The sequence below is a fragment of the Metabacillus sp. cB07 genome, assembly GCF_016839225.1.
Lineage (GTDB): Bacteria > Bacillota > Bacilli > Bacillales > Bacillaceae > Bacillus_P > Bacillus_P indicus.
On sequence record NZ_CP069296.1, the window covers coordinates 1,410,542 to 1,436,945 of the forward strand.

Sequence of the window (26,404 nt, forward strand, 5' to 3'; positions counted from 1 at the left end):
GCACAATTAAAACACGGCAAGCGTGTGAATCCTACCCTCGGAAACCGTAAAACGATCTGGGAGGGTAAGCAAATGCTGGAATCGTACCCTCGGAAACCGTAAAACGATCTGGGAGGGTAAGCAAATGCTGGAATCGTACCCTCGGAAACCGTAAAACGATCTGGGAGGGTAAGCAAATGCTGGAATCGTACCCTCGGAAACCGTAAAACGCTATTGGATGGTAAGCAAGCGCCCGAATCGTACCCCGCGAACCGGTAAAAACGTTATTGAAGGGTAAGCAAGCGCCCGAATCGTACCCAGCAACACGGTAAAACGTTAATGGAGGGTAAGCAACAGGCAGAATCGTACCCAGCAACCCGGTAAAAACGCTATTGGATGGTAAGCAAGCGCCCGAATCGTACCCCGTGAACCGGTAAAAACGTTGATGGAGGGTAAGCAAAAGGCAGAATGATACCCAGTAAACCGGTAAAAACGTTAATGGAGGGTAAGTAAAGCCCCAAGGTCTCCCCCCTGCAAAACTTACTCTTCCTTTATCATTTTCAGCGGCTTATCAGCCGGCCCTTCTATCACATCACCCTTATAAGAAAACCTCGACCCGTGACACGGGCAGTCCCAAGAGCGGTCTCCGCTGTTCCATTCCACTTCGCAGCCGAGATGGGTGCAGGTCATGTCCACAAGGTGAAGCACTCCATGTTCGTCTTTATAGCCCCCTGCTTTTTTCCCGTTCACCATCACCGCACAGCCTTCATCAGCATGAAGATCATCAGGTGTCTTTGATGGACGCTTGATTTTACCTGCTATTAGGTGCTTTGCTACATCGGCATTTGCTTTCAGAAATTCTTTTACACCAGGGTCAGAGTGAAAGCGGCTCGGAGTGAAAAGGTCAAAATAGCGTGATTCTTTCTTCACAATTAAATCCCTGAGCATATGTGCAGCAAACGTGCCGTTTGTCATGCCCCATTTATGAAACCCCGTGGCTGCGTAGATATTGGGATTGCTTGATGTGAGGGGGCCAATGTACGGGATTTTATCCAATGTAAACAAGTCCTGTGCGGACCACCTGTGTGTAATCTCCTCCAAGCCAAAAATCTCTTCTCCAAAACCTTCGAGCTTTTCATAAAGTTTGTGGGTATCTTTCTCCTGGCCTGCTTTATGTCCTTCGCCTCCGATCAAGACGACATCCTGACCGCTGGAGGATGCGGATCTTAGCGAACGCTTAGGTTCATCGACACTTAGATACATGCCGCCGGGATACGGTTTTGACGTTTTTGCACTGATGACGTATGAACGATCAGCATACATTCTGGCAAAATAAAAGCCGTTTCCGTCATAAAAAGGAAAATGAGTCGCTGCAATGACATGTTCACAAGTGACCTCAAAACCTTCATTTGAAAGCAGAACAGGCTCTTCTTTTGTGCCTTTCACGTCAATTAACGCTGTGTTTTCATAAATCTGTACACCAGACTGCAGCATTTCTTCAAGAAGGGCGTGCAAATAGTTCAGCGGGTGAAACTGAGCCTGGTTTTTTACAACCAGGGCGCCTTTAATGTCTATATTCAACGAGAGCTTTTCAATAAACTCATAAGGAATGCCAATAGCATCATAAGCATCTTTTTCCTTAAGGAGTTTGTCCAGCGATTCATCTGAAACTGCATATAGAACGGCATCCTGATTGCTGAAATCACACGGGATGTTTTTTTCTTTAACGGTATTCCTTATAAAATCCAGACCTGCCTGGTTCGCTTCATAATAGTGTTTGGCCCCATCTGTGCCTGCATGCTGAATCAGCTCGTGATAAATAAGATCATGCTGAATGGTAACTTTAGCAGTCGTATGGCCGGTCGTGCCATTGAGCAGACAATCAGAATCAATCAGTGCGACCTTAAGTCCTTCTTTCGCAAGAAGATATGCTGAAGTGATGCCGGTAATGCCCCCTCCGACTACAGCAGCATCAACAGTTATGTGCTTTGAAAGCTTGGGAAAAGCGGGAAGGTTTGACGTGTCTCTCCAGTAAGGTTCAGGAAACCGGGGCAGTTTCGAGTTCGTATTTTTCATATGTAATCCTCCTCCTGAGTCATCATTAGAATATCCTCATGGTAAAAATACATGTATTTGGAAGAATGGATTGATAATTCTGAAAGCGGCAGGTTATAATAGTAGTACTTTAAGGAACGGAGGTGGATGAGAGATGAACAGTTTGAATGTGCTGCACGGTAAAGAATTATCATACCTTTATTTGTGTCGTGCTATTTTTCATGCATTTGCTGCTGACGGGATACGTCTGTCCTTTTTCAGCAACTGCATAAACACATTCAAACGTTAAGAAGATTCTCTTATCCACAAGTGATGCGGAGGGCTTATTAGCTCTCCGTTTTTTGTTTTGGCGCGTTCAGATAAACTCGCTGAAGAACCAGGATAAGCAGGAAACTGCTTATTCTGTTTTTTTTTATATTTGAAAGGGGTTCCTACTAATGACGATATGTTCGGTTCAGGGATTAACAAAATCATACGGTAGCCAGCTGATTTTTGAAAAGCTGAGCTTTGAAATAAACGAAGGCGAAAAGATTGGGTTTACAGGCAGAAATGGTACAGGGAAAACGACGATTTTTAAATGTTTGTCAGGAATTGAGCAGCCGGACGAAGGCACAATTGCTATTAAAAAAGGAAAAAAGATCGGCTATCTGGCGCAAATCCCTGTTTTCCCTGAAGGTACGACTGTGGAAGATGTGCTGAGAGAGGGGTTCTCTGAACTGACAGAGCTGTCAGCTGAGATAGCTGAACTTGAGATGAGAATGGCTGAGGAAAAAGATCCCCATCTAATAGAACGGGTGATGGAGCGTTACGGCAGCTGCAGGCAGCAATTTGAATTGCTCGGGGGCTACGAAATGGATGCGAAGGTGCAGGCTGTTGCCAGCGGACTGAAGCTTCAGGAACTCCTGAATAATGAGTTCCAGGCCATAAGCGGAGGAGAAAAAACGAAAGTTTCAATTGGCATGATCCTTTTAAAGCAGCCGGATATTCTGCTGCTTGATGAACCGACCAACCATTTGGATATTGCAGCTGTAGAATGGCTGGAGGGCTATCTCAAAGAATATAAAGGTACCGTTGTTGTAATATCGCATGACCGGGCGTTTCTGGATGAGACGGCTGGAAAAATCCTTGATCTTGAAGGCGGGGAAGTGACTGTCTACCACACTAATTATTCAGGTTTTATCGCCCAGAAACAGAAAAGGCTGCTGGCGGAATTTCAGGCCTATCAGGATCAGCAGAAAAAAATCAAAAAAATGAAAGAGGCGATTAAAAGATTGAAAGAGTGGGCAAATCAGGCTAATCCCCCGAATGAGGGCCTTCATAAGCGGGCAAGAAATATGGAGCGCGCGCTCATGAGAATGGAGAAACTGAAACGGCCTGTCCTGCAGCATAAAAAAATGAATTTGTCCTTTGAAGAGACGGACAGAAGCGGAAAAAGAGTATTGTGTCTTGAAGGCGCTTCAAAATCATTTGGAAATCGGACGATTTTAGAAGAGATTTCACTGGATATTCAGTATAAAGACAGAACCGCTATAGTCGGGGAGAATGGGTCGGGCAAATCCACTTTGCTGAAAATGATCATGGGCCAGGTCGAACCTGAAAGCGGGGCTGTGAAAATTGGCAGCAGTGTAAAGGTCGGTTACCTTTCCCAGCAGTTTGCGCTTGAGGACACCGATGCTGCAATTATTGATTTTTTCAGGGAAGATGTGCATGCATCTGAGGAAGAAGCCCGTCACATTCTTGCAGGGTTCATGTTTTACGGACCAGCCGTTTTTAAAAAAATGAAGCATACAAGCGGCGGCGAACGGATGAGAATTCAGCTTGCAAAGCTTATGCAGCAGGATTTGAACGTGCTTATTTTAGATGAGCCGACAAATCATCTGGATATAGATTCCAGGGAGGTGCTTGAAGATGCGATTGAGCAGTTTGAGGGAACAATCCTGGCCGTTTCCCATGACCGTTTTTTCCTCAACAAGCTTTTTACAAAGACATGCTGGATCCATCAGCAAAAGCTCTACTCCTTTGATGGGAACTATGCCTGGGCCCGTGAAAAAATGGAGCCAGTGATGAATCAGTCTCCAAAAGGCATTAAAGAAAGTCAGCCTTCAATTCTTAAAACGAAACAACCGCAAATAAGAATGCGGGAAAATGTTGAGGACGTACTGAACCAAATTGAACAGCTTGAACATGAGGTGTATGAGATTGAACTGAATATGAATAAACAAAGTGAACTAAATGAGCTGATCCTGCTTAACAGCCGGAAAGAAGAAATAGAAGGAGAAATTAAATGTCTGTATGAAAGACTTTAGAATGAAAAAAGATCCGCTGCCTGTGCAGCGGATCTTTTTTATTGTTGAGTAACATCAAGCGGTTACTTGAAATTTTCCACATGTTCCGGGTTATCCGAATGATTGTCTTTCAAAATGCCATTTTCTTCGATATGGCGTTTGGCTTCTTCGTCCCCAAGTAAATAAATCATCCCGTAAATTTTTCTCATCGAATCGTCATAGGCTTTGTTTTCTGCATCATGATGATATTCGCGGAATGGAACCTGCGCACGCTGAAAGGTTTGAAAGTCAGCCGAGCTGTTTTCGCTGTAATAGGACTTCAGCTGATCAATTTCAGCCGGAGTGGCATACAGTTTGAAGCTTGGACTTGATTCTGCAGGATTCTGAAGAATTTCTCCGCTTGCCACGTCAATATAGTAGGTTTGTTTTTCCTGATTCATCCAACCCATCTCCTTTTAGTGATTTGTCTTTCTTTACCACTAATCGGAGAAATGTAACCCTCTATTAACTCAGCATGACCTTGTCTGACAGTGAGCTTCCGCTTTTTATTTTTGAAAATTCGTTCAGAAGGGAGGCTACGGTCAGTTTTTTCTTTTGATCTCCCTCTGCCTGAAAGATTATTCGTCCGCCGTCCATCATGACAAGGCGATTGCCAAGGTCGACTGCCTGCTGCATATTGTGGGTGATCATCAGAGTCGTTAACTGACCTTCTGAAACGAGCTTTTCTGTCAGGTTTGTAATGAGATCGGCCCGGGAAGGATCAAGTGCAGCTGTATGCTCATCGAGCAAGAGTATTCCCGGATTCGTGAACGTGGCCATTAAAAGGGAAAGCGCCTGCCGTTCGCCTCCTGAAAGAAGCCCGACTTTTGCAGAGAGTCTGTCTTCGAGTCCAAGGCCGAGCGTCGTCAGCTTTTCCTTGAAAAATGCTTTTCTCCTCGCTGTAACGCCGGGTCTCAGTGTGCGTTTATGGACACGTGCATAAGCGATGGCGAGATTCTCTTCTATCGTGAGCGCAGGTGATGTTCCGGCCATCGGATCCTGAAAAACGCGGCCTAGGTATTTGGCGCGCTTGTGCTCGCGCAGGTTTGTCATCGATTTTTCTTCGATCAGCACGTCCCCGTAATCAGGAAAAAGCCTGCCAGATATAACGTTCAGCAAGGTGGATTTACCTGCTCCATTGCTGCCGATTACGGTTACGAAATCTCCTTTTTTAAGAGAAAGGGAAAGCCCGTTCAAAGCTTTTTTCTCATCGGGAGAACCTTCATTAAACACTTTTTCAATCTGCTTCAGCTCAAGCAATATGAACATCTCCCTTTCTCCTGAGAAGTTTTTTCCTTTTTTCTTTCTGTTTTGCCAGCAGCTGCGGCACGACGAGGGCCGCTATGACGATCGCTGCTGTGATCATCTTCATATCGCCTGTCTCAAGGAAGTCTGCTCTAAGCGCAAGCGCAATAATAATGCGGTAGAGTATGGCTCCAATGATGACAGCGAGAGTTGCCCGGATGATTGTTTTTGTTCCGACAAGGGCTTCCCCGATAATGACAGATGCAAGACCAATGATGATCATGCCGATTCCCATGCCAATATCGCTGAATCCTGAAAATTGAGCGATGAAAGCACCAGAAAAGGCAACAAGTGCATTGGATATGCCGAGACCGATAATTTTCAGAAGATCCGTATTGGCTGAAAAGCTTGAGATCATTTTTTCATTATCACCGACAGCGCGGATGGCAATGCCGATTTCTGTTTTCAGGAAATAATCGAGTGAAAGCTTTATAAGCACAATAATGGCGCACATGGCTGCGAGAACTGACCATGTTTTCGGGATAAATGCTTCAAGACCTGCTGATACAAATACAGACTGTATAAATGCGTCGATTCCAAGCTGATTCCAGCCATCAAGCAAAACAGAAAAGACCGTGCTTTCCTGAAGCAAAGGGACGTTTGATTGTCCCATGATCCGCAGATTTATCGAATATAAGGCAATCATCATCAGGATCCCCGAAAGCAGGGGATTGATTTTCCCTTTCGTGTGAAGAATTCCCGTAAGGCACCCTGCAACAAATCCGGCGACAAGGGCCGCCAGAGTTGCGATAAAAGGGTTAACGCCATTTACAATCAATGCAGCACATACCGCGGCACCTGTGACAAAGCTGCCGTCAACGGTGAGATCGGGAAAATCGAGAATCCTGAAGGAAAGATACACACCAAGAGCCATGATGGCGTAGATCAGTCCGGATTCAACAGAAGAGAATAGGGCAGTAAACATGGTGTATCCTCCTTAATCGATTAATTCAGCGTCTTTAAAGTCTTTTATGTCAACATTCATCGCTTCAGCCGCTTTTTTGCTGACCTGCAGTTTTAATTTCTGAGGGTAATCAACAGGGATATCTCCCGCTTTTTTTTCTCCTTTTAGGATATCAGCTGCCTTTAAGCCCGCTTCATATCCAATGTCCCCGTAGTCAAATCCATAAGCAGCAAAACCGCCTCTGGCTACTGAATCAAGCTCTCCGACAAACAGGGGAATGTCTTCGTCGCCTGCAACAGAAATAACAGACTCTAAAGCGGATACGACCGTATTATCAGTAATAATATAGAAAGAATCTACTTTTCCGACTAAGCTTTCAGCGGCCTGCTTGACTTCAGCTGAGGTTGAAACAGATGCTTCAACAATTTCAATATCTGTTCCCTTAGCTGCTTTTTTAACAAGATCAATTTGAGCCGCCGAGTTTTGCTCACCTGAGTTATAGATCATCCCGACCTTATTTCCGTCCACATTTTCATCTATGAATTTGACCGTATTCGGAATGGCATCAGGGTGAGTATCTGTCGTTCCGGTAATGTTTGCACCCGGTTTTTCAAAGCTTTCGACTAGGCCTGCCCCTATTGGATCCGTGACTGAAGTGAAAACAATCGGAATATCTTTAGTAGCATTGAGTGCGCTCAGAGCACTTGGTGTGGAGTTGGCGAAGATCAAGTCAACGCCATCGCCGACAAAATTGCTTGCAATGGTCTGATTATTATTCTGATCGCCGCCTGCAATCTGCACGTCATAGTCAACCTTTAGACCTTCATCTTTCAGTGCTTTTTGAAATCCTTTTAAAGCAGCATCAAGAGAAGGATGCTCGACAATTTGAGTGACACCCACCTGATAGGTCTTTTCGCCGCTGCCTCCCGACGTTTCTTTGCTTCCGCAGCCGGCAGCGATCATCATGCTTGACAGTGCGATTCCCATTCCAAGGTTTTTCCAGTTCATTTGACATACCCCCGTTTTATTTGCTTTTACGCTTTTATGCTTTTATTCATTAAATTATACCGCAATATTTAGTTTCGACAATCATTATTTTCTGATTTGAGTGAAATTTCAGCTATTTTTTCTGTTTAAAAGAAGAGATAATGAGGGAAATTACATGTATGTCAAATACATCCAGGAGGATTCCATGTCAGACACCCGGAAAATTGCCGAAGAAGTCATCTGGGCACTTGGAGGCCGTGAAAATATCACATCTGTGTCGCACTGTGCGACAAGGCTTCGCGTAATGGTGAAAAGGAAAGAAGACATTGATCAGAAAAAAGCGGAGTCCATTGATAAAGTAAAGGGAGCCTTTTTTCATTCAGGGCAATATCAGCTGATTTTCGGAACAGGGACGGTGAACCGCATTTATGAAGAGGTCATTGCGCTAGGTGTTACCGGGTCTGCAAAGGATGAACAGAAAGAGGCAGCAGCAAAAAGCGGCAATTTGTTTCAAAGATCCGTCCGTGCGTTTGGGGATGTTTTTGTTCCAATCATTCCGATTCTCGTTGCTACCGGGCTTTTTATGGGGATTAGGGGCCTTATCCTCCAGGAGCAGGTGCTTGCTTTTTTCGGCATGACACCTGAACAGATCCCGCAAAATGTCATTACGTTTTCAGAGGTGCTGACGGATACAGCCTTTGCTTTTCTTCCCGCGCTTGTTGCATGGTCTGCGTTCAGGGTTTTCGGGGGAAATCCCGTCATTGGAATGGTGCTCGGCTTAATGCTTGTAAGTCCTGCCCTTCCAAATGCCTACGATGTGGCGGCAGATAAAGCCGAGGCGCTGACATTTTTCGGTTTTATTCCGGTTCTTGGCTATCAGGGGTCGGTCCTCCCTGCATTTATCGCGGGGCTAATAGGAGCAAAACTTGAGCGTTCAATCAGGAAACATACAAGAGAATCGCTTGATTTGATTTTGACACCATTTTTAACGCTTTTATTCATGATCATTCTTTCTCTCTTTATCATAGGACCAGTTTTTCATACAGTTGAGGAATTTATCCTGAACAGCACAGTAGCCATATTAAACTGGCCGTTTGGCATAAGCGGTCTCATCATAGGTTCATTAAATCAGCTGATTGTTGTAACCGGCGTCCATCATGTGTTTAACCTGCTTGAGATCCAGCTGCTCGAGCGCTTCGGATACAATCAGTACAATGCGATCATTACGTGTTCTGTCGTTGCACAGGGGGGAGCGGCGCTTGCTGTGGGCCTGAAAACCAAGTCGAAAAAACTGAAGGCCATTGCGCTGCCATCTTCTTTTTCTGCTTTGCTCGGAATCACAGAGCCCGCGATTTTCGGCGTGAACCTCCGCTATATCAAACCGTTCGTCATGGCTCTGATTGGCGGCGGCATCGGCGGATTTGCTGCCTCTCTTGCAGGCCTTAAAGCAACAGGAATGGCGATAACGGCAATTCCGGGAGTTCTGCTGTACTTAAATGGACAGATCATCATGTATCTCGCTGTGAACTTTCTCGCAGTCGCAACGGCATTTGTCCTGACGTGGCTGTTCGGTTTTTCAGATAAGATGATTGATTTAGACGATGAAAAGGATTAAACTCCTAAAAATTCACAGATATATAACAAACGGGTAAAAACTATATTACAAAATGATGATATGAAACATTGGCCCTAAGACAATATGTATACTGATTTGTAACAGATTGGATTAGGTGGCATAGAAATGAACATAAATGAGAGAGCATTGGTACATCTATCAGGCATCTATTCAAAGCTTCTAGGGTATTTGCTGGTTCATCGAGATGCTGACGGAAATGTCGCATATGACATCAGCGAGCTGTCGGATGAACTGGGATTGTCAAAGAGGACCGCTATTCTCAGAATGCAGCAGCTTGAGCAGTTTGGCGCCATTCAGACAGAAAAGCAGGGGGTGTGCAGAATCATCACCACCCGCATTGAAAAAACACCGATAAGCCTTTGCTATCAGGCATTGCATGCTTTGAAAAGAAAACCCGGCCTGGCAGAAGATCCTTTGAAGCTGGCTGATGAAATGAATGTGGATGAAAAAGATGCAGAAATGATCCTGCACGTTCTTTCAAAATAATGAAGTGAATACCTCCGGGCTCCCGGGGGTATTTCTGCTGCCGAAAAATATTCTGTTTGAACTCGGGGCCAATCAATTGGGCATGCCGTTATAATAGGTTTATAGAGATGCTTTGACACAGGGGGATGACGCAGCATGCTGGAAGGAAAAATAATTAAATTTTACCGTGAATTCTACAACATAAAGCAAAGGGACCTTGGTGAGGCGATTTGTTCGGCCACGCACATCAGTAAAATAGAACGCGGGCTGACAGAAGTATCGAAGGAAACCATTCAATTGCTGTGCGAGCGGCTTGGAATCAGCATCGATTCAGAAATTGAAAACTACTATAAGATTAAAAAACTTCTTAATGAATGGCACGAAGCCATCATACACAAAAGCCATTCAAAAACCGAAGCTGTCAAAGAGCAGCTTGAAAACAGCCGCCTGCTTCAGATTCAGGACTTTCACCGTACATATACGCTTATTTTAACCAGGTATTATCTATCATCTTCTAAAAATGAAGAAGCAGAAGCTCTTTTAAACGAGATGCGCCTGTGGACCGGTCTGTCCCCATATGAACAAAATCTTTTGCTGCATATCCAGGGGAATTATCATTTGAGAGCCCGGCATGATTACTTTAAAGCAATTGCCGTATTAAAAGAAATTAATCTTGCAGAATATTCTAACCGTGAATATTATTACGATCTGGCGCTTGCTTACCATTCGATTCATTCAAATGTCCTTGCTTACTTTTATGCGGGCAAAGCCCTCCAGTTCTTTACAGAAAACAGAAGCCTGTCACGAATCATTGAAACGGAAATGCTTATGCTGATTCAGCTGGAGCAATCGGATGATGCTGTTTTTCAAAACAAAGAATATGAGCGCCTCATAGAGATGGCAGGAGATTACGGACTGTCTCATCAGCAGGCGCTGCTGCACCACAATTTCGGATATCATCAGCTCAGGCAGGGGGAATTTACAGCTGCAGCAGAATACTATAAAAAATCTGCCGATAAACGGCAGCCCGGAGATCCCAATTACCTTGGTTCTTTTGAAGGATATGTGAATGCTCTCTCAAAAGAGGGCCTGACAAAGAAGGAAGACCTGGCAGCCCTTGCCCAAAAGGGTCTGTCACTCGCCGAAAAAGACGACAATAAGACTTTTATTCATTTTTTTACGATGCACCTATTAAAAATAAACGGGGAAGTCGAATCCTACTATCAGTACATAGAAAACCATGCTTATCCGCACTTTAAAGAACTTGGATATGTTCTTCCGGCACAGCATTACGGTTTATTGCTGTTTGATTATTACATGGAAAAAGGCGATTTGAAAAAGGCCAATGACTTCGCTAAAGGGCTGATGGAGAAGTTCAGGAGGAACAATCAGTTTGTTTAAGCGGATTTTTTCAGGTGACTACTTGAGATCATACAAAAAGAGCCATCATCTTATGCGGATGATGGCTCTTTATTATTCTTCTGAATCTCCTTCGGCAGCATCCCGGAGCAGATCAGGCGCTGTCAAGTAGAGCAGCCCATTGCCTTCGAGCGTCTTTGGATTGCCATTTGGAACCGTGCGCTTAATCAGCTGAGCGTATACTTCAGCTTCAGTCAGCGTCCTGTCAAATTCTTTTTCTTCAAGCTCTTTAATTAAAGCAAGTGCACCTGAAACGTGTGGTGTGGCCATAGAGGTTCCGCTGAACGCAGCATATTCCCCTCCGGGTATCGTTGAAACAATCCGTTCGCCCGGTGCAACTAAATCCAGTTCGTTATTTGAATTGGAAAAGGGGGAAGACGCCCTGTTAAATCCAATTGAGCCAACCGAAATTACTTCATTGTATGAGCCGGGATAAGAATACTCGGAAGTGCCTCCGTCCTGATCTCCTTCATTTCCCGCAGCACAAACGACGGATATCTGATTTGCAACGGCTTTTTTTACAGCCTTGCGCAGCTCAGAATGATCAGACGGTCCTCCAAGTGACATGGAAATAACATCAACTTTCTGTTCTATGGCGTAAAGAATGCCTTTCACGATCCAGTCGTACTCACCGCTTCCTGTGTCTCCTGCGAGTACTTTTACAACAAGGATTTTTGCCTGCGGGGCAACTCCCACATTTTTTGATGCGGCTATTGTTCCCGCAACGTGAGTGCCGTGGCCATGGTAATCGGTCACCCGGTTTTGGTCCCCGTTGTCATCGGTCGTAAAATTACGCCCTCCTGCTATATTGCCGCGCAGATCAGGGTGGTTGATGTCACAGCCGGTATCAAGCACTGCAATGGTGATGCCCCTCCCGCGGATTCCCTTTGCCCAAAGCTCTGGGGCTTGAATCATTACCACACCTTCAGAATTGGTTTTCACATTTTTAACGATCGGGCCATATTTATGGGGGAGCAGCCTTACTTGTCCTTTCATCTCTCCCTCTCCTTTACTCGTAATGCTTTAGATATATGATGACGTGAGTAAAAGCATGATGAATGACGAGAAGAAACTCATGACTCGTTCAAAATTCCCAAATGTGCTCTGCTTATTTTAATTTGACTAATTAAGGGTATGAAAAAAAGACAGGCAAAATACACTAATTGTGAAAAGGAGGAGGTCATCATGAAGAGATTTTCCGGTTTTGCCCTTCTGAATGCGGCGGGATATGTTCTCGTCATTGTTGTTAACTATCTGGCAAATGCCCTGCCGCTCAATGGACAGACATCAGCTGAGGTGTCTGACAGTATCCCGGTTTTGTTCACGCCTGCAGGCTATGCATTTTCCATCTGGGGACTGATTTACCTGCTGCTTGGAATTTGGACGGCAAGACAATTTTTTGTGAATGAAGAAGAACGCATGAACTATGCAAAGATTGGCATTTGGTTTTTCCTGAGCTGTATCTTTAACAGCCTATGGCTTTTTGCTTTCCATTATGAACTGTTTCCGGTCTCGCTGCTTGTCATGCTGGGACTGCTGATTTCCCTGATTATCGTGTATACGCGCATTCAGCGTTTACCAGAACGGAAATGGCTCATGAGAACACCGTTTTCGATTTATCTAGGCTGGATTTCAGTTGCAACAATCGTAAACTTTTTCATTTTCTTTTATACGGCAGGCATTGAATCATTCCTTGGCTTGAATGAGCTCGCCTGGGCAGTTATTATGCTGATTGTCGGAGCCGTGCTTGCCGTCTGGTTTACATTCAAAAATGATGATGTCTATTATCCGCTTGTCTTCATCTGGGCGTATATTGCCATTTATGTTATGCAGGATCCGGCTGCCATCAAAAGAACAGTCGTTATTTCCGTAATCGTCATTGCAGCGGCTGTCCTTATAAAACTTATTCAAAAGCTTCGGAAATAAAGAAAGTGACGCTGGCACATAACGGTTTCAGCCATAAAAAAACACCGAACCAGGGTTTAGCCGGTTCGGTGTTTTTTCATATTAAAGGATTAGAAAAGGAACCTCACTTGTGGCGTCACTCGCGCTGGTGCTGCCACTTTCATCAGAAGAGGAACCTCATTTGTGGCGTCACTCTCGTTAGTGCTGCCACTTTTATCAGAAGAGGAACCTCATTTGTGGCGTCACTCTCGTTAGTGCTGACACTTTTAACAGAAGAGGAACCTCATTTGTGGCGTCACTCGCGTTAATGCTGCCACTTTTAACAGAAGAGGAACCTCATTTGTGGCGTCATTCGCGATAGTGCTGCCACTTTTATCAGAAAAGGAACCTCATTTGTGTAGTCATACCCTGAAACAGCATCAATTTTAAGAATATTTTCAAGTGAACTACCGACATGTTTTCTCCCAGCCCCTAGGATGATTCTTTTTTAAAACTTCCTTCCAGTACCTTCTGATAGCCGTAAATCAAAGCTGCATAGGAAACCGAAAGTGCAAAGAGGCAGTGCTTATTTAATTTCTTCAGCTTATATAAACCTGTTTTTTCGAAAACGTAGGTGAGAGGATAGGCCAATAGGAAATCCATGGCCGCATTAAGCAGCATAAACCTCCAAAATTTTCCGTATGTAAGGTGGAATATCCAGAGGGTTCCTGAAATGAACGGGCCGAATATAAAGCTCAGATCTCCCCATAAGCGGTTTTTCTTTCCTCCTTTAATCGTCCAAAGCTGATAAGGCCCTGCGATCATTGTTTCAACCGCCAACAACAATGAGACAAGAAAAGAGGCAGGCGAAAAGCGAAGGATGGAAGCGGGCTTTAATAAGAACAGGCTTCCCCAGGAAAGAATAAGAATGATGATTCTGATCGGTTTTGAATAGGTCACAAAAAATCCCTCCTGTTATTCATCATGCTCGAATGGGGGAGGAATTATGAAAAAACGTCCAGACAAATGCCTGAACGTTTTTTTGTTATGCTTTTTTGTCGTCATACTGCATGTAAACGGCGTGTGTGACAGTGAAGTCTTCAATCCCGTGTTTGCCGTCTGCTCCGCCAAGCCCTGATTTACGCAGGCCGGCATGATAGCCTTGAATGGCTTCGAAATTTTCACGGTTAATGAAGGTCTCGCCGAACTTCAGTTCATTTGCTGCACGCATGGCTTCGTGGACATTATCTGTATAGATGGACGATGAGAGGCCATAATCAGAATCATTTGCAAGCTCGATTGCTTCATCAAGCGTGCTGTACGTCATAATCGGAAGCACGGGTCCAAAAATTTCTTCCTGGATGATTTCTGAATCCTGGCTGACATTTGTTATGACGGTAGGTTCATAAAAGAATCCTCCGTTTATGTCAGCGCGTTTTCCGCCTGTAAGAATTTTTGCCCCGCTGTCAACAGCATTATGAACCATCTTTTCAACCGTTTCCAGGCGGTCCTTGCTGACGAGCGGTCCCATTTCAGACTCTCTGTCTGCAGGCATTCCAACCTTTGTATCTTTCATAGCTACTGTCATTTTCTCGATAAATTCTTCAGCAACATCCTCATGCACATACACACGTTCCGCATTTGTACAAGCCTGACCGGAATTTGTGATTCTCGACTGTTTGATGCTCTTAACGGCAGTCTCGAGATTTGCATGCTTCGTCACGATGGCAGGTGCCTTACCGCCAAGCTCCAGGTTCACCTTCGTGATGTTTTGGGCAGCTGCTTCCATAACCTTTGTTCCTGCTTTCACGCTGCCGGTCATGGTAATGATGCCAACCTTAGGGTGAGAGGCCATCACGTTTCCGATTGTCGAACCTTTTCCGGTAATGAAATTGTAAACGCCGGGAGGAATATCTTTCATTTCATCAATGATTTTTGTGAACTCAGCTGCGGTATTTGGTGTTTGCTGGCTTGGTTTGAGAACAATGGTGCAGCCTGTAATAAGAGCGGTTGCGACTTTCCTTGCCAAGATGAAAACAGGAAAGTTCCATGGGACGATTCCCGCAACAACGCCTATCGGCTTCCTGAACATCAGGATGTTTTCATTCGGACGGTCACTCGGAATGATTTCCCCTTCAATCCTGCGTGCCCACTCGGACATGTAGTAAAAGTAGTCAATTGCCGTATCAACCTCACCGCTTGCCTGCTGATATGGCTTTCCCTGTTCCTCCATCAGTAGTTCAATAAAGGTTTCACGCCGTTCCTTCAGCCTGTCCCCAAGAGCTCTGACGATTTTTCCTCTATCTGCTGAGGGGACTTTTTCCCATTGCTTCTGAGCTTTGAATGCCGCTTCAATCGCTTTGTTTGCATCTTCTTCTGTACCTGCAAAAATGGCTGAAATGACTTCCTCTGTCGCCGGATTTACGACTTCAATTGTTTCATCTGAAGTTGAATCCATGTATTCACCGTTAGTATATAATTTATGCCGTTTCATAGTGATCCTCCTTCAATTTCAATCTAGTAGACTGTTCCACTCATGGTTATCCCTTAAACATGAGAATCTTTTTGAATGTGCAGCGAAAAATTGGAAATTGAAACTTTTTTGTGCTAGATTCGTAGTACAATAGAAGCAGACTTCCTTTAATGGAAAATATTTTTAGGGGTGATCAACTTGTCAATTTCATTATCAAAAGGACAGCGCATTGATCTTACGAAAACAAATCCGGGTTTAACAAAAGTGATTATCGGTCTTGGGTGGGATACGAATAAATATTCAGGCGGCAGAGATTTTGATTTGGATGCGTCGGCATTTCTTGCAGATGGAAATGGAAATGTACAGAACGATCTTGATTTTATCTTTTATAACAATTTAAAGAGTCCAAATGGGGCAGTTGAACATACAGGGGATAACCGCACAGGTGAAGGAGACGGGGACGATGAACAGATGATCATTGATTTTTCCCTGATGCCTTCTCACGTTGAGAAAATCGGCATTACCGTTACCATTCATGATGCAGAAGCCCGAAGCCAGAACTTCGGCCAGGTTTCCAATGCCTTCGTGCGCGTTGTAAATGCAGACAACTCTGAAGAAGTGCTGCGCTATGACCTCGGTGAAGACTTCTCAGTCGAAACAGCAGTAGTTGTATGCGAATTGTACAAGCACGGCCAGGACTGGAAGTTTAATGCAATCGGCAGCGGCTTCTCAGGAGGACTCGCTGCATTATGCCGAAACTACGGACTTGATGTCTGATAGGAGGCTGTGAACATGAGCACAATCAATTTGATGAAAAAAACGGCCGGTATCGTTCTTGAGAAAAAAAAGCTTACAGGTGTCGTCGCAAGAGTAGGTCTTGTTCTTGATATTTCCGGTTCAATGCGGAGCCTCTACAAGGATGGAACCGTGCAAAAGGTGGTTGAGAGAATTCTTGCAGTGGCAAGCCAGTTTGATGATGACGGAATGCTTGACGTCTGGGTATACGACAATGAATTTACAAGACTTCCATCAGTCACAGAACGAGATTTCGAAAACTATGTAAACAGAGAGATTCTTTTTAACGATTCTATACATAAATTCGGGCGCAACGATGAACCGCCGGTCATGTTTGATGTCATGACAAAATATTTAAAGGAAGAGCCGAGCAGTGATCCTGCGTTTGTCGTGTTTATAAACGACGGAGGCTGTAAAAGCACAATTAAAAAACCGGTTGTGTCATCTTCTGATAAGCCGCTTTTCTGGCAGTTTGTCGGGATTGGAGATTCCAATTTTAAAGTGCTTGAAAATCTGGACACAATGGAAGGCAGGTTCATCGACAACGCAAACTTCTTCCATGTGCAGAACATCGATGCAATGACAGATGAAGAGCTTTATGACCGTTTACTGAATGAGTTTCCGGACTGGATCAGAGAAGCAAAGGACAAACGAGTATTGTGATTTTGAGGCCACAGGGCATAATCCTGTGGTCTTTTTTTTCTGTTCTGATTGAAAAATCATTCCTTTTTCCTGTTTGCTTATGTGAATCTGCATACAAACCAATCTTTTTTCATGCCCCGCTCACAAAAAACGAATCAAAAGACCCGTAAAATTGTGGGCATTTACATAATTTACAATTGAGAAAACAGGTCGGCACCTCTTGCCGTCTAGTCATAAAAGCGCTATCATGGACGTATAATCTGAAATGTAATTTCAAAAAAGTTAAGTTTAAATTGAAATTATGTTTAGATTAAAATATACTGAATAGTAAGAATTTTGTTAGGGGGCAACATCCTTTTATGGAAAAACAGCTGCGTTCATTAACGACAGAATTGAGAAATGAACAAACAATGAAGATCGACAGCGCAAGCACGCTTGAAATCCTCTCGATCATGAATAACGAGGATATGAAAATAGCGGCGGCAGTACAAGAAGTTCTTCCTGAAGTGAAGGCGGCCGTAGAGTTTGCCTATGAATCTCTTAAAAAGGGAGGCAGGATCATTTATATTGGTGCAGGCACAAGCGGCAGGCTCGGAGTCCTCGACGCTGTCGAATGCCCGCCGACCTTCAGTACATCACCGGATACAGTCATCGGGCTGATTGCCGGTGGGGAACGAGCTTTTGTTAAAGCGGTAGAAGGAGCAGAAGACAGAGAAGATTTTGGAGTAAATGATTTAAAATCCATCCAGCTCACAGCTAATGATACGGTAGTAGGCATTGCCGCAAGCGGAAGAACGCCTTATGTTTACGGAGGCCTTCAATATGCAAAAAGCATCGGGGCTAAAACAGTCGCTCTTTCATGCAACAAAGAAGCGAAAATTTCTGAAGCGGCGGAAGTCGGTATAGAAGTGATTGTTGGGCCTGAAGTTGTAACGGGTTCAACAAGAATGAAAGCGGCTACTGCCCACAAGATGGTTTTAAACATGATCTCAACAGCATCCATGATCAAAATCGGAAAAGTGTATGAAAATCTGATGGTTGATGTGAATGTGAGCAACTACAAGCTCAAAGAACGGGCCGTCAGCATCATCCAGACGTTAACTGGATCAGATTATGAAACGGCAAAAGAGACTCTTGAAAAAGCGGAGCTGAAAGTGAAGCCGTCCATTGTCATGATTAAAGCGGGAGTCGCGTATGACGAAGCATCTGATTTATTGCTTCGCGCAGACGGAGATGTCCGAAAAGCCATCTCACTTCATGAAGGGTAAGGAGCGAAAGCTATGACAACCGGTGCTCTCTCCATTATCCAAACGATGCTTTCCAAGCTGCCGCAATCTGAACAAAAGCTTGCCGAATATATTCTCAAACATCCGCACGAAGTGGTAAACAGCACCGTAAGCGAGCTCAGCACATCGGCAAAGACAAGCGGGGCAGCTGTTGTCAGGCTCTGCAAATCACTTGGACTCAGAGGGTTTCAGGATCTGAAAATGAGAATTGCCGGCGACTTGATGAAGTCTGTTGAACAAGGCTACCGTGATATTGAGCCTGGTGAATCTCTTTACAGAGTTGTTGAGAAAACGACAAGCAATACGATTCAGATTATAAGAGATACAGCGGAGATTATTGATCATGACAATCTGAAAATGGCAATCAGCATGCTCATGAAGGCGAAAAACGTTCACTTCTGCGGGGTAGGCGCATCAAACATAGTCGCGCAGGATGCCCAGCAAAAGCTGATCCGCATCAACAAAGGAGCAACTGCCTTTACAGATATGCATCTTGTTGCAACATTAATAGCAAATGCACAGCCGGACGATGTGCTTTTCGCCATTTCGTTTTCGGGTGAAACGAAGGAAATCGTCAATGTGATGAAACTTGCAAGAGAAAGAGGAGTGAAAACGATTGGGCTTACCCATTTCGGGCAGACGACTGTTTCCTCACTCAGCGATGTCTCGCTTCATACTTCTTTCTCAAATGAAGCTCCATTCAGGAGCGCCGCGACGTCATCACGGCTTGCGCAGCTTTATATGATTGATATTTTATTCCTCGGAATGGCGACCGAGCAGTATGATGAGACCGTTCGATATATTGACAATACAAGAGCGGCGATCAAATCAATGACAGAAAAAATGAAATAGGCACAACAAAAGGGGGATTACAGAATGGCTAAGGGGAATAACAGAAACTTACTCATTGCCGAGCAGCTGCTTGAGCATCTTGGAGGAGCAGAAAACGTCAGTGCTTCTACACACTGCATGACTAGGCTTAGAGTTTCTCCGTATGACAAATCAAAAGTAAATATGGATGCCATTAAAAAAACAGACGGTGTTCTCGGGGTTGTAGAGGAAGAGACGATTCAGATCATTCTTGGACCTGGAGCTGTCAACAAGGTTTCGGCCGAGTTTGAAAAGCTGCTTGCTTCAGCGGACGGATTCGACTTAAAGGATGCCGCATCGAAAAACAAGTCGGAAATCGATAAAAAGAATGCAAAGCCTTTTAAACTGTTCCTCAGAAGAATTGCAAGCATCTTTATTCCACTGATTCCGGCACTTGTCGCATCCGGGTTGATTACCGGTATTACAAAAGCAGTTGTCCAGGCAGAGTGGCTTGCAGCCGATTCACAGCTGGCCATTATTTTAACTGTTATAGGTTCAGGATTATTCGCTTACCTAGGAATATTAGTCGGTACAAACGCGGCAAAAGAATTTGGCGGTTCGCCGGCGCTTGGCGCACTCGCAGGTATTCTGGTCATTAACCCCGCAGTGGGCGATATTGCCCTGTTCGGCGAAAATCTTCTTCCTGGACGCGGCGGCTTAATCGGAGTCCTTTTCGCTGCTATCTTTATTGCTTTCGTTGAAAAGCAGGTGCGCAAATTTGTTCCGCAGTCTCTTGATATTATCATTACACCTACCATTGCACTTTTAATTACAGGGATCGTAACCTATATCGTATTCATGCCAGTTGGAGGGTTTGTATCTGATACGATCACAAAAGGACTTCTGAGCGTGCTTGATCTTGGAGGAGTAGTTGCCGGTTTTGTCCTTGGAGCTACGTTCCTTCCGCTTGTTGTAACAGGTCTTCATCAGGGTCTGACACCTGTACATCTTGAGCTGATTAATTCAATCGGCGATGATCCGCTTCTTCCGATTCTTGCTATGGGAGGCGCAGGTCAGGTAGGGGCAGCCTTTGCCATCTACTTCAAAACAAAGAAGAAAAGCCTGAAGCGCGCCATTGGCGGCGGTCTTCCATCAGGCATGCTCGGCATCGGCGAACCGCTGATCTTTGGTGTCACACTGCCTCTGGGCCGTCCTTTCCTGACAGCATGTCTTGGAGCAGGAGTAGGGGGAGCCTTCCAGGCGCACTTTGATATTGCGACAATTGCAGTCGGTGTATCCGGCCTTCCGCTGACATTCCTGGTTCACACAAACCAGATCCTTCTTTACCTTGCAGGACTCGCCATCTCTTATGCTGCAGGTTTCATCTTTACGTATCTATTCGGATTTAAAGACGAAATGGCAGCTGAGTTCAAGTGATCGGCATATCATTTTATCTTCAGGACCCGCATGCAGAACAGCAGATTCTGCATGCGGCAGCATCAGGCGTGAAGCGGGCGTTTACCTCGCTTCACATTCCTGAAGAAAAGGGAAATCTGAAGCAGAGGGCGGCAGAGCTTCTGGCACTTGCAGAAAACCATGACATTGAGATCCATGCCGACGTATCACCTTCCACACTAAAGCATCTTGACATACATAATTTTGAAGAGCTTTCTGCATTTGGTATCAGGGGAATCAGACTTGATGACGGATTCGATGAAGCTGCGATACAGTCACTGTCTGCCGTTTTTGCCCTTTCTATTAATGCGAGCACGATAACCGGGCCCGAGCTTGCATCTTTGCTGAAAAAAGGCTTGGAACCTCAAAAGACGATAGCATGGCACAATTTCTATCCGAGGAGAGAAACCGGTTTAGACGAAGAATTCTTTCATTCTCAAAATGAGCTGTTCAGAAAATACGGCATTGAGACAGCAGCCTTCATCCCCGGTACAGGGACAAAAAGAGGACCGCTGTATGATGGACTGCCAACTTTAGAGAAACATAGAAACATATCCTCCTATGCAGCCGGTGTTGAACTGCTTCAAAAGGTCGATCACGTCTATATAGGCGACCCGGGTACAGAAGACGGCCTGATAGAAAAATTGTCTCTTTATAAAAGACGGAATATTCTAACTCTAAGGGTTCATTCAGACCAGTTTACAGGCGGCTTTTATCAGTTTCGGCCAGATGCATCAAGAGATGTTTTCAGACTAAAAGATACGCGATTGGCTGAAGAGGTAAAACCATGCAATACGATTGAACGGCAAATAGGAATGATTACGATGGATAACAGCGGGTACGGCCGCTACAGGGGAGAAGTCCAGATTTGCAGGCGGGTCTTAAAAGCAGATGAAAGAGTGAATGTCATCGGAAAAGTGATAGATGAGGATTTGCCGCTTTTGAACCTTGCCCTGCCCGGACAAAAAGTGAAGATCGACGCGGTTTAAAAAAATACGGAAAACAAAGGGGAAACACATGAAAAAATGGACAGCCAGCGCACTTAGTTCGGTTCTTGCTCTATCGCTTATCGCACCATCTGCATCGTTTGCAGAAATCAAAGCCTCGCCTAAAGCTAAAACAGAGTACTCTGTTCTGTCGAAAGCAAAAAAACCTGAAGAAGCCGGTTTCTCTTCTGAAAAACTTGAAAAAGTAGACCAGCTGATTGAAAAAGAAGTCGCAGCCGGTTTTCCGGGAGCCGCTCTGATTGTCATAAAAGACGGCAAAATCGTAAAAAATGAAAGCTACGGCTACAAACAAAAATTTGACGGTCATACACCGCTTAAGAAATTTTTGAAGATGGAGAACGATACGCTGTTTGACCTCGCCTCCAATACAAAAATGTATGCTGCAAACTTTGCTCTGCAAAAACTGGCAAGCGAAGGAAAACTGGATGTTTACGACAAAGTTCAAACGTACATTCCGGAATTTAAGGATTCAGAGTCTGATGTGATCAAGGGCAAAGACACGATGCGCATTATTGATGTCCTGCATCACACAGCAGGATTTAAGCCTGACCCGCAATATCATAACCCTGCAGTATCAAAGGAACTGTATTCGCAGGAGCGGGAAAAAACAATTGCAAATATCAACAAGACGCCTCTTACATATGAACCGGGAACACAGAATATTTACAGCGATGTAGATTATATGCTTCTTGGCACGATCGTTGAAAAAATTACTGGACAAAAGCTTGATCAATACGTTGAAAACGAATTGTACAAGCCTTTGAAATTGAAGGATACAGTCTTTAATCCGCTGCAAAAAGGGTTTAAACCGAAGGAAATCTCAGCAACAGAACTTATGGGCAATACCCGCGACGGCGTCATCAGCTTCCCGAACATCAGAACATATACACTTCAGGGGGAAGTTCATGATGAAAAAGCCTTCTATTCAATGGAAGGTGTATCTGGACACGCAGGTCTGTTTTCAACAACACAGGACCTTGCCGTTCTTCTTCAAGTGATGCTGAATGGAGGAGGCTACGGAAACGAGAAGCTTTTTGACAGAGAGGTTATCGAAGAATTCGTAGAGCCTTCTGACATGAATGGCACGTACGGCCTCGGCTGGAGATTAAATGGAAACGACAGCATGGACTGGATGTTCAGCAAGTATGCAAGCGACAGCGCGTATGGTCATACAGGCTGGACAGGCACTGTCACGATTATTGATCCTGAGTATGATCTTGGCATCGTTCTTTTAACAAATAAAAAGCACTCTCCGCTCGTGAATCCGGCAGCAAACTCTAATCAATTCTTCGGAGATCTGTTTACAACAGGCAGCTATGGAAGTGTTGTAACCGCTGTTTATGAAGCTATGGAAACCAAATAAAAAATAAGGGGATGGGTAACATGGGGAAAAAGAAATGGATATCCGCCGCTCTTGCAGCGGTCCTGTCAGTATCAGCTTTAGCCGGAATCAAGCCGGCTAAAGCATCGGCAGAAACAGATGTGAAAGCCATTGTAGAAAACATGTCCGTTGATGAAAAAATCGGACAGATGCTGATGCCTGATTTCCGCAACTGGAAAAAAGAAGGGGAAAGCACTGCGACAGGCTTCACGGTTATGAACGATGAAGTCGGCGGCATTATTCAGAAATATCACCTTGGGGGAGTCATTCTTTTCGCAGAAAACGTTGTCGGGACCGAACAGACAGCACGTTTAACGGACGGCCTTCAGCAGGCAAGCCCTGGTATTCCGCTCTTCATTACAATTGATCAGGAAGGCGGGATTGTCACGCGTCTTCAGACAGGGACAAACCTTCCAGGCAATATGGCACTCGGTGCTGCAAGAAGTGAAAAATATGCCTATCAGACAGGTGAAATTGTCGGCAAAGAGCTTTCCTCTCTCGGAGTGAACGTTAACTTTGGTCCGTCGGTTGATGTGAACAATAACCCGGGGAATCCGGTAATCGGCGTCCGTTCGTTCAGTTCCAATCCGGAACTTGTTTCAAAGCTTGGCATCCAGACAATCAAAGGACTTCAAAGCCAGAACATGGCTGCAACAACAAAGCATTTCCCGGGACATGGCGATACAGCGACAGACAGCCATTATGGGCTTCCTATCGTGACGCATGACAAAGAAAGACTTCGTGCTGTGGAACTCGCTCCTTTCCAAAAAGCCATTGATGAAGGCGTTGACATGGTCATGACGGCTCATGTTCAATTCCCGGCATTTGACGATACGACGTACATCAGCAAAAAAGACGGACAGGAAATTCTTGTTCCGGCTACGCTTTCCAAGAAAGTTCTGACTGGACTGCTTCGCGAAGAAATGGGCTTTAACGGTGTCATCATTACGGATGCCCTGAATATGAAAGCCATCGCCGACAACTTCGGCCAGGAAGAAGCTGTTGTTCTTGCACTGAAATCCGGTGTGGATATCGCATTAATGCCTGCACAGGTAAATTCACTTGATATGGAGCAAAATCTTGCATCTGTCTTCAATGCTGTGAAAGAAGCGATCTCAGAAGGGGAGCTTCCGATTGAGCAGGTGAATGCATCCGTTGAGCGCATTCTTACACTGAAGGAAAAACGCGGCATCTTAACACCTGATTCAACTCCTATTGAGGAAAAAGTAGAAAATGCACTTGAAGTAGTCGGAAACAAAGATCACCTGAAAAAAGAAAAGAAAATGGCAGAAGATGCTGTCACCCTTTTGAAAAACGAAGATAAAACACTTCCTTTCAAGCCGAAAAAAGGCGAAAAAGTATTGGTGCTTGCACCATTTGCGGATCAAGTAGAAGCGATGACACGCAGTATTAAAGAATTAAAAGGCAAGAAAAAAGACGTTGAAGTCTCCGGATATGCTTTCTCCGGAAAAACATTCGGTCCTGAAACAGCAGCGATGATTGATGGGGCTGATTATGTCATTACCGGTTCCTATGTGGTGAAAAACGACCCGGCTGTAAACGACGGCGTCATTGACGACTCAGTACAGGATTCAAGCAAATGGGCAACGGCCTTCCCGAGAGCAGTCATGAAAGATGCACAGTCAAAAGGCAAAGATTTTGTCCTTATGAGCATGCGCAATCCGTATGACGCAGCAAATTTTGAAGAAGCAAAAGCTGTCATGGCCGTTTACGGCTTCAAAGGCTATTCAAACGGCGCATACAGACAGCCAAACATCCCGGCCGGAATCAGAACGATCTTCGGAGAGTCAAATCCAAAAGGCAAGCTTCCAGTCGACATTCCATCCGTCACAAATCCAGAAGAAACGCTGTATCCGTTCGGATATGGACTGGACATCCGCTCAGGCAAACAGCTTAAATAATCTGATCTAAGGGAGAGGCTGAAATGAAACGAATACTTGTGCTCATAACGGTACTGATGCTTGCAATCAGTGCATGGCCGGCTGATAAAGATGTTTCTGCCCATAAAGAGAAAAAGAAAAACAAAGTCACACCGGGTGTTGAAGTACTGCTGAAGAATGAGAAAGAACTTCTCAAGGGGAAAAAAGTCGGGCTGATTACAAATCCGACGGGAATTGATTCAAACCTGAACAGTATCGTTGACCAGCTCCATAACGATCCGGAGATTGAACTGACGGCCCTTTTCGGTCCTGAGCACGGCGTCCGCGGAGATGCTCAGGCCGGCTCGTACGTCGAGTTTTACATCGACGAAAAAACTGGACTTCCTGTATACAGCCTGTACGGTGCAACAAAAAAACCGACGCCTGAAATGCTTGAGAACGTAGAGATTCTTCTTTTTGACATCCAGGATGTCGGAACGCGCTACTACACATACATTTACACAATGGCTTATGCCATGGAAGCAGCGAAAGAAAACAACATTCCGATTGTCGTGCTCGACCGCCCGAATCCGCAGGGAGGGGACAGTGTCGACGGACCTGTCCTTGAACCGGAAGCAGCGTCCTTTATCGGACTTTATCCGATTCCGACTAAGCACGGCATGACGGTTGGAGAGCTTGCTTCTCTCTTTAATGAAGAATTCAACATCGGAGCCGATCTCACAGTCGTGAAAATGAAAGGCTGGAAACGCTCCATGGATTACGATGACACAGGACTTCCGTTTGTTCTGCCTTCTCCAAACATGCCGACTGTGTCGACAGCATTTGTCTATCCTGCAACTGGTCTGATTGAGGGAACGAACCTTTCAGAAGGACGGGGTACAACAAAACCGTTTGAACTGATTGGAGCACCGTTCATCAACAGCACAGACCTTGCTGCGGAGCTGAACGCACTCAGCCTGCCGGGCGTGAAGTTCCGGGCTGCATCATTTACACCGATGTTCTCTAAACATGCAGGCAAACTCAGCCATGGTGTAGAAGTTTATGTGACGGACAGAGAAGAATTTGATGCCGTGCCGACAGGCCTGCATATCGTCAAAACCGTCCATGACATGTATCCGGAAGACTTCGAGTTCTTATCAAACAACTTCTTCGACAAGCTGATCGGCAACACATGGACAAGACCGATGATCCTTGAAGGAGCAGCAGTCTCTGACATAACAGACAAATACAAAAAAGACCTTGATGCATTCAAAAAAGTACGAAAAGAATATTTGATCTATAAGTAAACGCAAAAAGGATGGAATCTTCGGATTTCATCTTTTTTGTTGCCCTCCAGCACTGTAAAACGGTTTGGGAGGGTAAGTAAGAGCCGGAATCGTACCCTCGGAAACCGTAAAACGATTTGCGAAGGTAAGCAAACAGGAGAAACGTACCCTCGAAAACCGTAAAACGATTTGCGGGGGTAAGCAAACAGGAGAAACGTACCCTCGAAAACCGTAAAACGATTTGCGAGGGTAAGCAAACAGGAGAAACGTACCCTCGAAAACCGTAAAACGATTTGCGGGGGTAAGCAAACTCGGAGACCGTACAACTAAAAGCATGATCATCCAATCTGGCTGCAATCCAAATAAATAACCACAGGTTGCAGGATATATATGGAATACAGAGAATGTTTTAGTTAAGTAAACAGAATTCC

23 protein-coding genes are annotated in these 26,404 nt (G+C 44.9%); 15 read left to right on the forward strand and 8 right to left on the reverse strand.

All coding sequences use genetic code 11. The annotated features are described in order from the left end of the window. Positions 1-519: 519 nt before the first annotated feature. Positions 520-2,055 carry an FAD-dependent oxidoreductase gene (locus JOJ89_RS07040; protein WP_203290005.1) on the reverse strand — a complete coding sequence of 512 codons (1,536 nt, stop codon included), beginning with the start codon at positions 2,053-2,055 and terminating at the stop codon, positions 520-522. Positions 2,056-2,188: 133 nt separating this feature from the next. Between JOJ89_RS07040 and JOJ89_RS21255 the strand changes: the two genes are divergently transcribed. Both JOJ89_RS21255 and abc-f read left to right on the forward strand, forming a co-directional pair. Next, the gene (locus JOJ89_RS21255) at positions 2,189-2,323 is read left to right on the forward strand and encodes an RAxF-45 family protein (protein ID WP_277987863.1); all 135 of its coding nucleotides are present in this window, start codon (positions 2,189-2,191) and stop codon (positions 2,321-2,323) included. A 148-nt stretch (positions 2,324-2,471) separates the two neighbouring features. Continuing rightward, positions 2,472-4,340 (forward strand): ribosomal protection-like ABC-F family protein, encoded by a 1,869-nt coding sequence (gene abc-f, locus JOJ89_RS07045; protein WP_203290006.1) that lies wholly within the window; start codon positions 2,472-2,474, stop codon positions 4,338-4,340. Between the two features lie 62 nt (positions 4,341-4,402). On the opposite strand, the gene JOJ89_RS07050 is transcribed toward abc-f, so the two are convergent. The 4 genes from JOJ89_RS07050 to JOJ89_RS07065 all read right to left on the reverse strand — a co-directional run bounded on the left by JOJ89_RS07050 (position 4,403) and on the right by JOJ89_RS07065 (position 7,533). Further along, positions 4,403-4,759, reverse strand: a complete 357-nt coding sequence (locus JOJ89_RS07050; RefSeq protein WP_203290007.1) for a hydrolase — start codon at positions 4,757-4,759, stop codon at positions 4,403-4,405. Positions 4,760-4,823: 64 nt separating this feature from the next. Then, on the reverse strand, positions 4,824-5,618 hold the full coding sequence (locus JOJ89_RS07055; protein WP_203290286.1) for an ABC transporter ATP-binding protein: 795 nt from the start codon (positions 5,616-5,618) through the stop codon (positions 4,824-4,826). Further along, entirely contained in the window at positions 5,611-6,588 is a 978-nt protein-coding gene (locus JOJ89_RS07060; RefSeq protein WP_029565389.1) for an ABC transporter permease, read from the reverse strand. Before JOJ89_RS07060 ends, JOJ89_RS07055 begins: the two co-directional genes overlap by 8 nt. A 12-nt stretch (positions 6,589-6,600) precedes the next feature. Then, positions 6,601-7,533 carry an ABC transporter substrate-binding protein gene (locus JOJ89_RS07065; protein ID WP_234703382.1) on the reverse strand — a complete coding sequence of 311 codons (933 nt, stop codon included), beginning with the start codon at positions 7,531-7,533 and terminating at the stop codon, positions 6,601-6,603. Between the two features lie 226 nt (positions 7,534-7,759). On the opposite strand from JOJ89_RS07065, the gene JOJ89_RS07070 reads away from it, so the two are divergent. The 3 genes from JOJ89_RS07070 (at position 7,760) to JOJ89_RS07080 (ending at position 11,056) form a co-directional block, all read left to right on the forward strand. Then, complete coding sequence (locus JOJ89_RS07070) at positions 7,760-9,169, forward strand: sucrose-specific PTS transporter subunit IIBC (RefSeq protein WP_203290287.1); 1,410 nt, start codon at positions 7,760-7,762, stop codon at positions 9,167-9,169. Between the two features lie 126 nt (positions 9,170-9,295). Beyond that, a complete protein-coding gene (locus JOJ89_RS07075; protein ID WP_029281924.1) occupies positions 9,296-9,676 on the forward strand; it encodes a hypothetical protein in 381 nt (126 codons plus the stop codon). A gap of 135 nt (positions 9,677-9,811) precedes the next feature. Continuing rightward, positions 9,812-11,056: a helix-turn-helix domain-containing protein gene (locus JOJ89_RS07080; RefSeq protein ID WP_029281922.1), complete on the forward strand. Its 1,245-nt coding sequence runs from the start codon at positions 9,812-9,814 to the stop codon at positions 11,054-11,056. Between the two features lie 72 nt (positions 11,057-11,128). Here JOJ89_RS07080 and JOJ89_RS07085 read toward each other — a convergent pair whose 3' ends face one another. After that, positions 11,129-12,070, reverse strand: coding sequence for a S8 family peptidase (locus JOJ89_RS07085; RefSeq protein ID WP_203290008.1), 942 nt, complete (start codon positions 12,068-12,070; stop codon positions 11,129-11,131). A 189-nt stretch (positions 12,071-12,259) separates the two neighbouring features. On the opposite strand from JOJ89_RS07085, the gene JOJ89_RS07090 reads away from it, so the two are divergent. Then, positions 12,260-13,000: a TspO/MBR family protein gene (locus JOJ89_RS07090; RefSeq protein ID WP_203290009.1), complete on the forward strand. Its 741-nt coding sequence runs from the start codon at positions 12,260-12,262 to the stop codon at positions 12,998-13,000. 450 nt (positions 13,001-13,450) lie between these two features. Here JOJ89_RS07090 and JOJ89_RS07095 read toward each other — a convergent pair whose 3' ends face one another. Then, positions 13,451-13,918, reverse strand: a complete 468-nt coding sequence (locus tag JOJ89_RS07095) for a hypothetical protein (RefSeq protein ID WP_029565392.1) — start codon at positions 13,916-13,918, stop codon at positions 13,451-13,453. Positions 13,919-14,003: 85 nt separating this feature from the next. Next, positions 14,004-15,452, reverse strand: a complete 1,449-nt coding sequence (aldA, locus tag JOJ89_RS07100) for an aldehyde dehydrogenase (protein WP_203290010.1) — start codon at positions 15,450-15,452, stop codon at positions 14,004-14,006. A gap of 177 nt (positions 15,453-15,629) precedes the next feature. Here aldA and JOJ89_RS07105 point away from each other — a divergent pair, with 177 nt between their 5' ends. From JOJ89_RS07105 to JOJ89_RS07145, 9 genes are all read left to right on the forward strand, one after another. Then, positions 15,630-16,208 (forward strand): TerD family protein, encoded by a 579-nt coding sequence (locus tag JOJ89_RS07105; protein WP_029281912.1) that lies wholly within the window; start codon positions 15,630-15,632, stop codon positions 16,206-16,208. A gap of 15 nt (positions 16,209-16,223) precedes the next feature. After that, positions 16,224-16,889 (forward strand): vWA domain-containing protein, encoded by a 666-nt coding sequence (locus JOJ89_RS07110; RefSeq protein ID WP_029281910.1) that lies wholly within the window; start codon positions 16,224-16,226, stop codon positions 16,887-16,889. Positions 16,890-17,227: 338 nt separating this feature from the next. Beyond that, the gene (gene murQ / locus JOJ89_RS07115; protein ID WP_203290011.1) at positions 17,228-18,136 is read left to right on the forward strand and encodes an N-acetylmuramic acid 6-phosphate etherase; all 909 of its coding nucleotides are present in this window, start codon (positions 17,228-17,230) and stop codon (positions 18,134-18,136) included. 12 nt (positions 18,137-18,148) lie between these two features. Further along, entirely contained in the window at positions 18,149-19,006 is an 858-nt protein-coding gene (locus JOJ89_RS07120; RefSeq protein WP_029281906.1) for a MurR/RpiR family transcriptional regulator, read from the forward strand. Between the two features lie 24 nt (positions 19,007-19,030). Then, complete coding sequence (locus tag JOJ89_RS07125) at positions 19,031-20,401, forward strand: PTS transporter subunit EIIC (protein ID WP_029281904.1); 1,371 nt, start codon at positions 19,031-19,033, stop codon at positions 20,399-20,401. Then, positions 20,398-21,408 carry a MupG family TIM beta-alpha barrel fold protein gene (locus JOJ89_RS07130; RefSeq protein ID WP_029565395.1) on the forward strand — a complete coding sequence of 337 codons (1,011 nt, stop codon included), beginning with the start codon at positions 20,398-20,400 and terminating at the stop codon, positions 21,406-21,408. The genes JOJ89_RS07125 and JOJ89_RS07130 overlap by 4 nt, the downstream gene beginning before the upstream one ends. Positions 21,409-21,436: 28 nt before the next feature. Next, positions 21,437-22,789 carry a penicillin binding protein PBP4B gene (pbp4b, locus tag JOJ89_RS07135; RefSeq protein ID WP_203290012.1) on the forward strand — a complete coding sequence of 451 codons (1,353 nt, stop codon included), beginning with the start codon at positions 21,437-21,439 and terminating at the stop codon, positions 22,787-22,789. Positions 22,790-22,809: 20 nt separating this feature from the next. Further along, on the forward strand, positions 22,810-24,729 hold the full coding sequence (locus tag JOJ89_RS07140; RefSeq protein ID WP_203290013.1) for a glycoside hydrolase family 3 protein: 1,920 nt from the start codon (positions 22,810-22,812) through the stop codon (positions 24,727-24,729). A gap of 23 nt (positions 24,730-24,752) precedes the next feature. Then, entirely contained in the window at positions 24,753-25,994 is a 1,242-nt protein-coding gene (locus JOJ89_RS07145; protein ID WP_203290014.1) for an exo-beta-N-acetylmuramidase NamZ family protein, read from the forward strand. Positions 25,995-26,404: the final 410 nt, after the last annotated feature.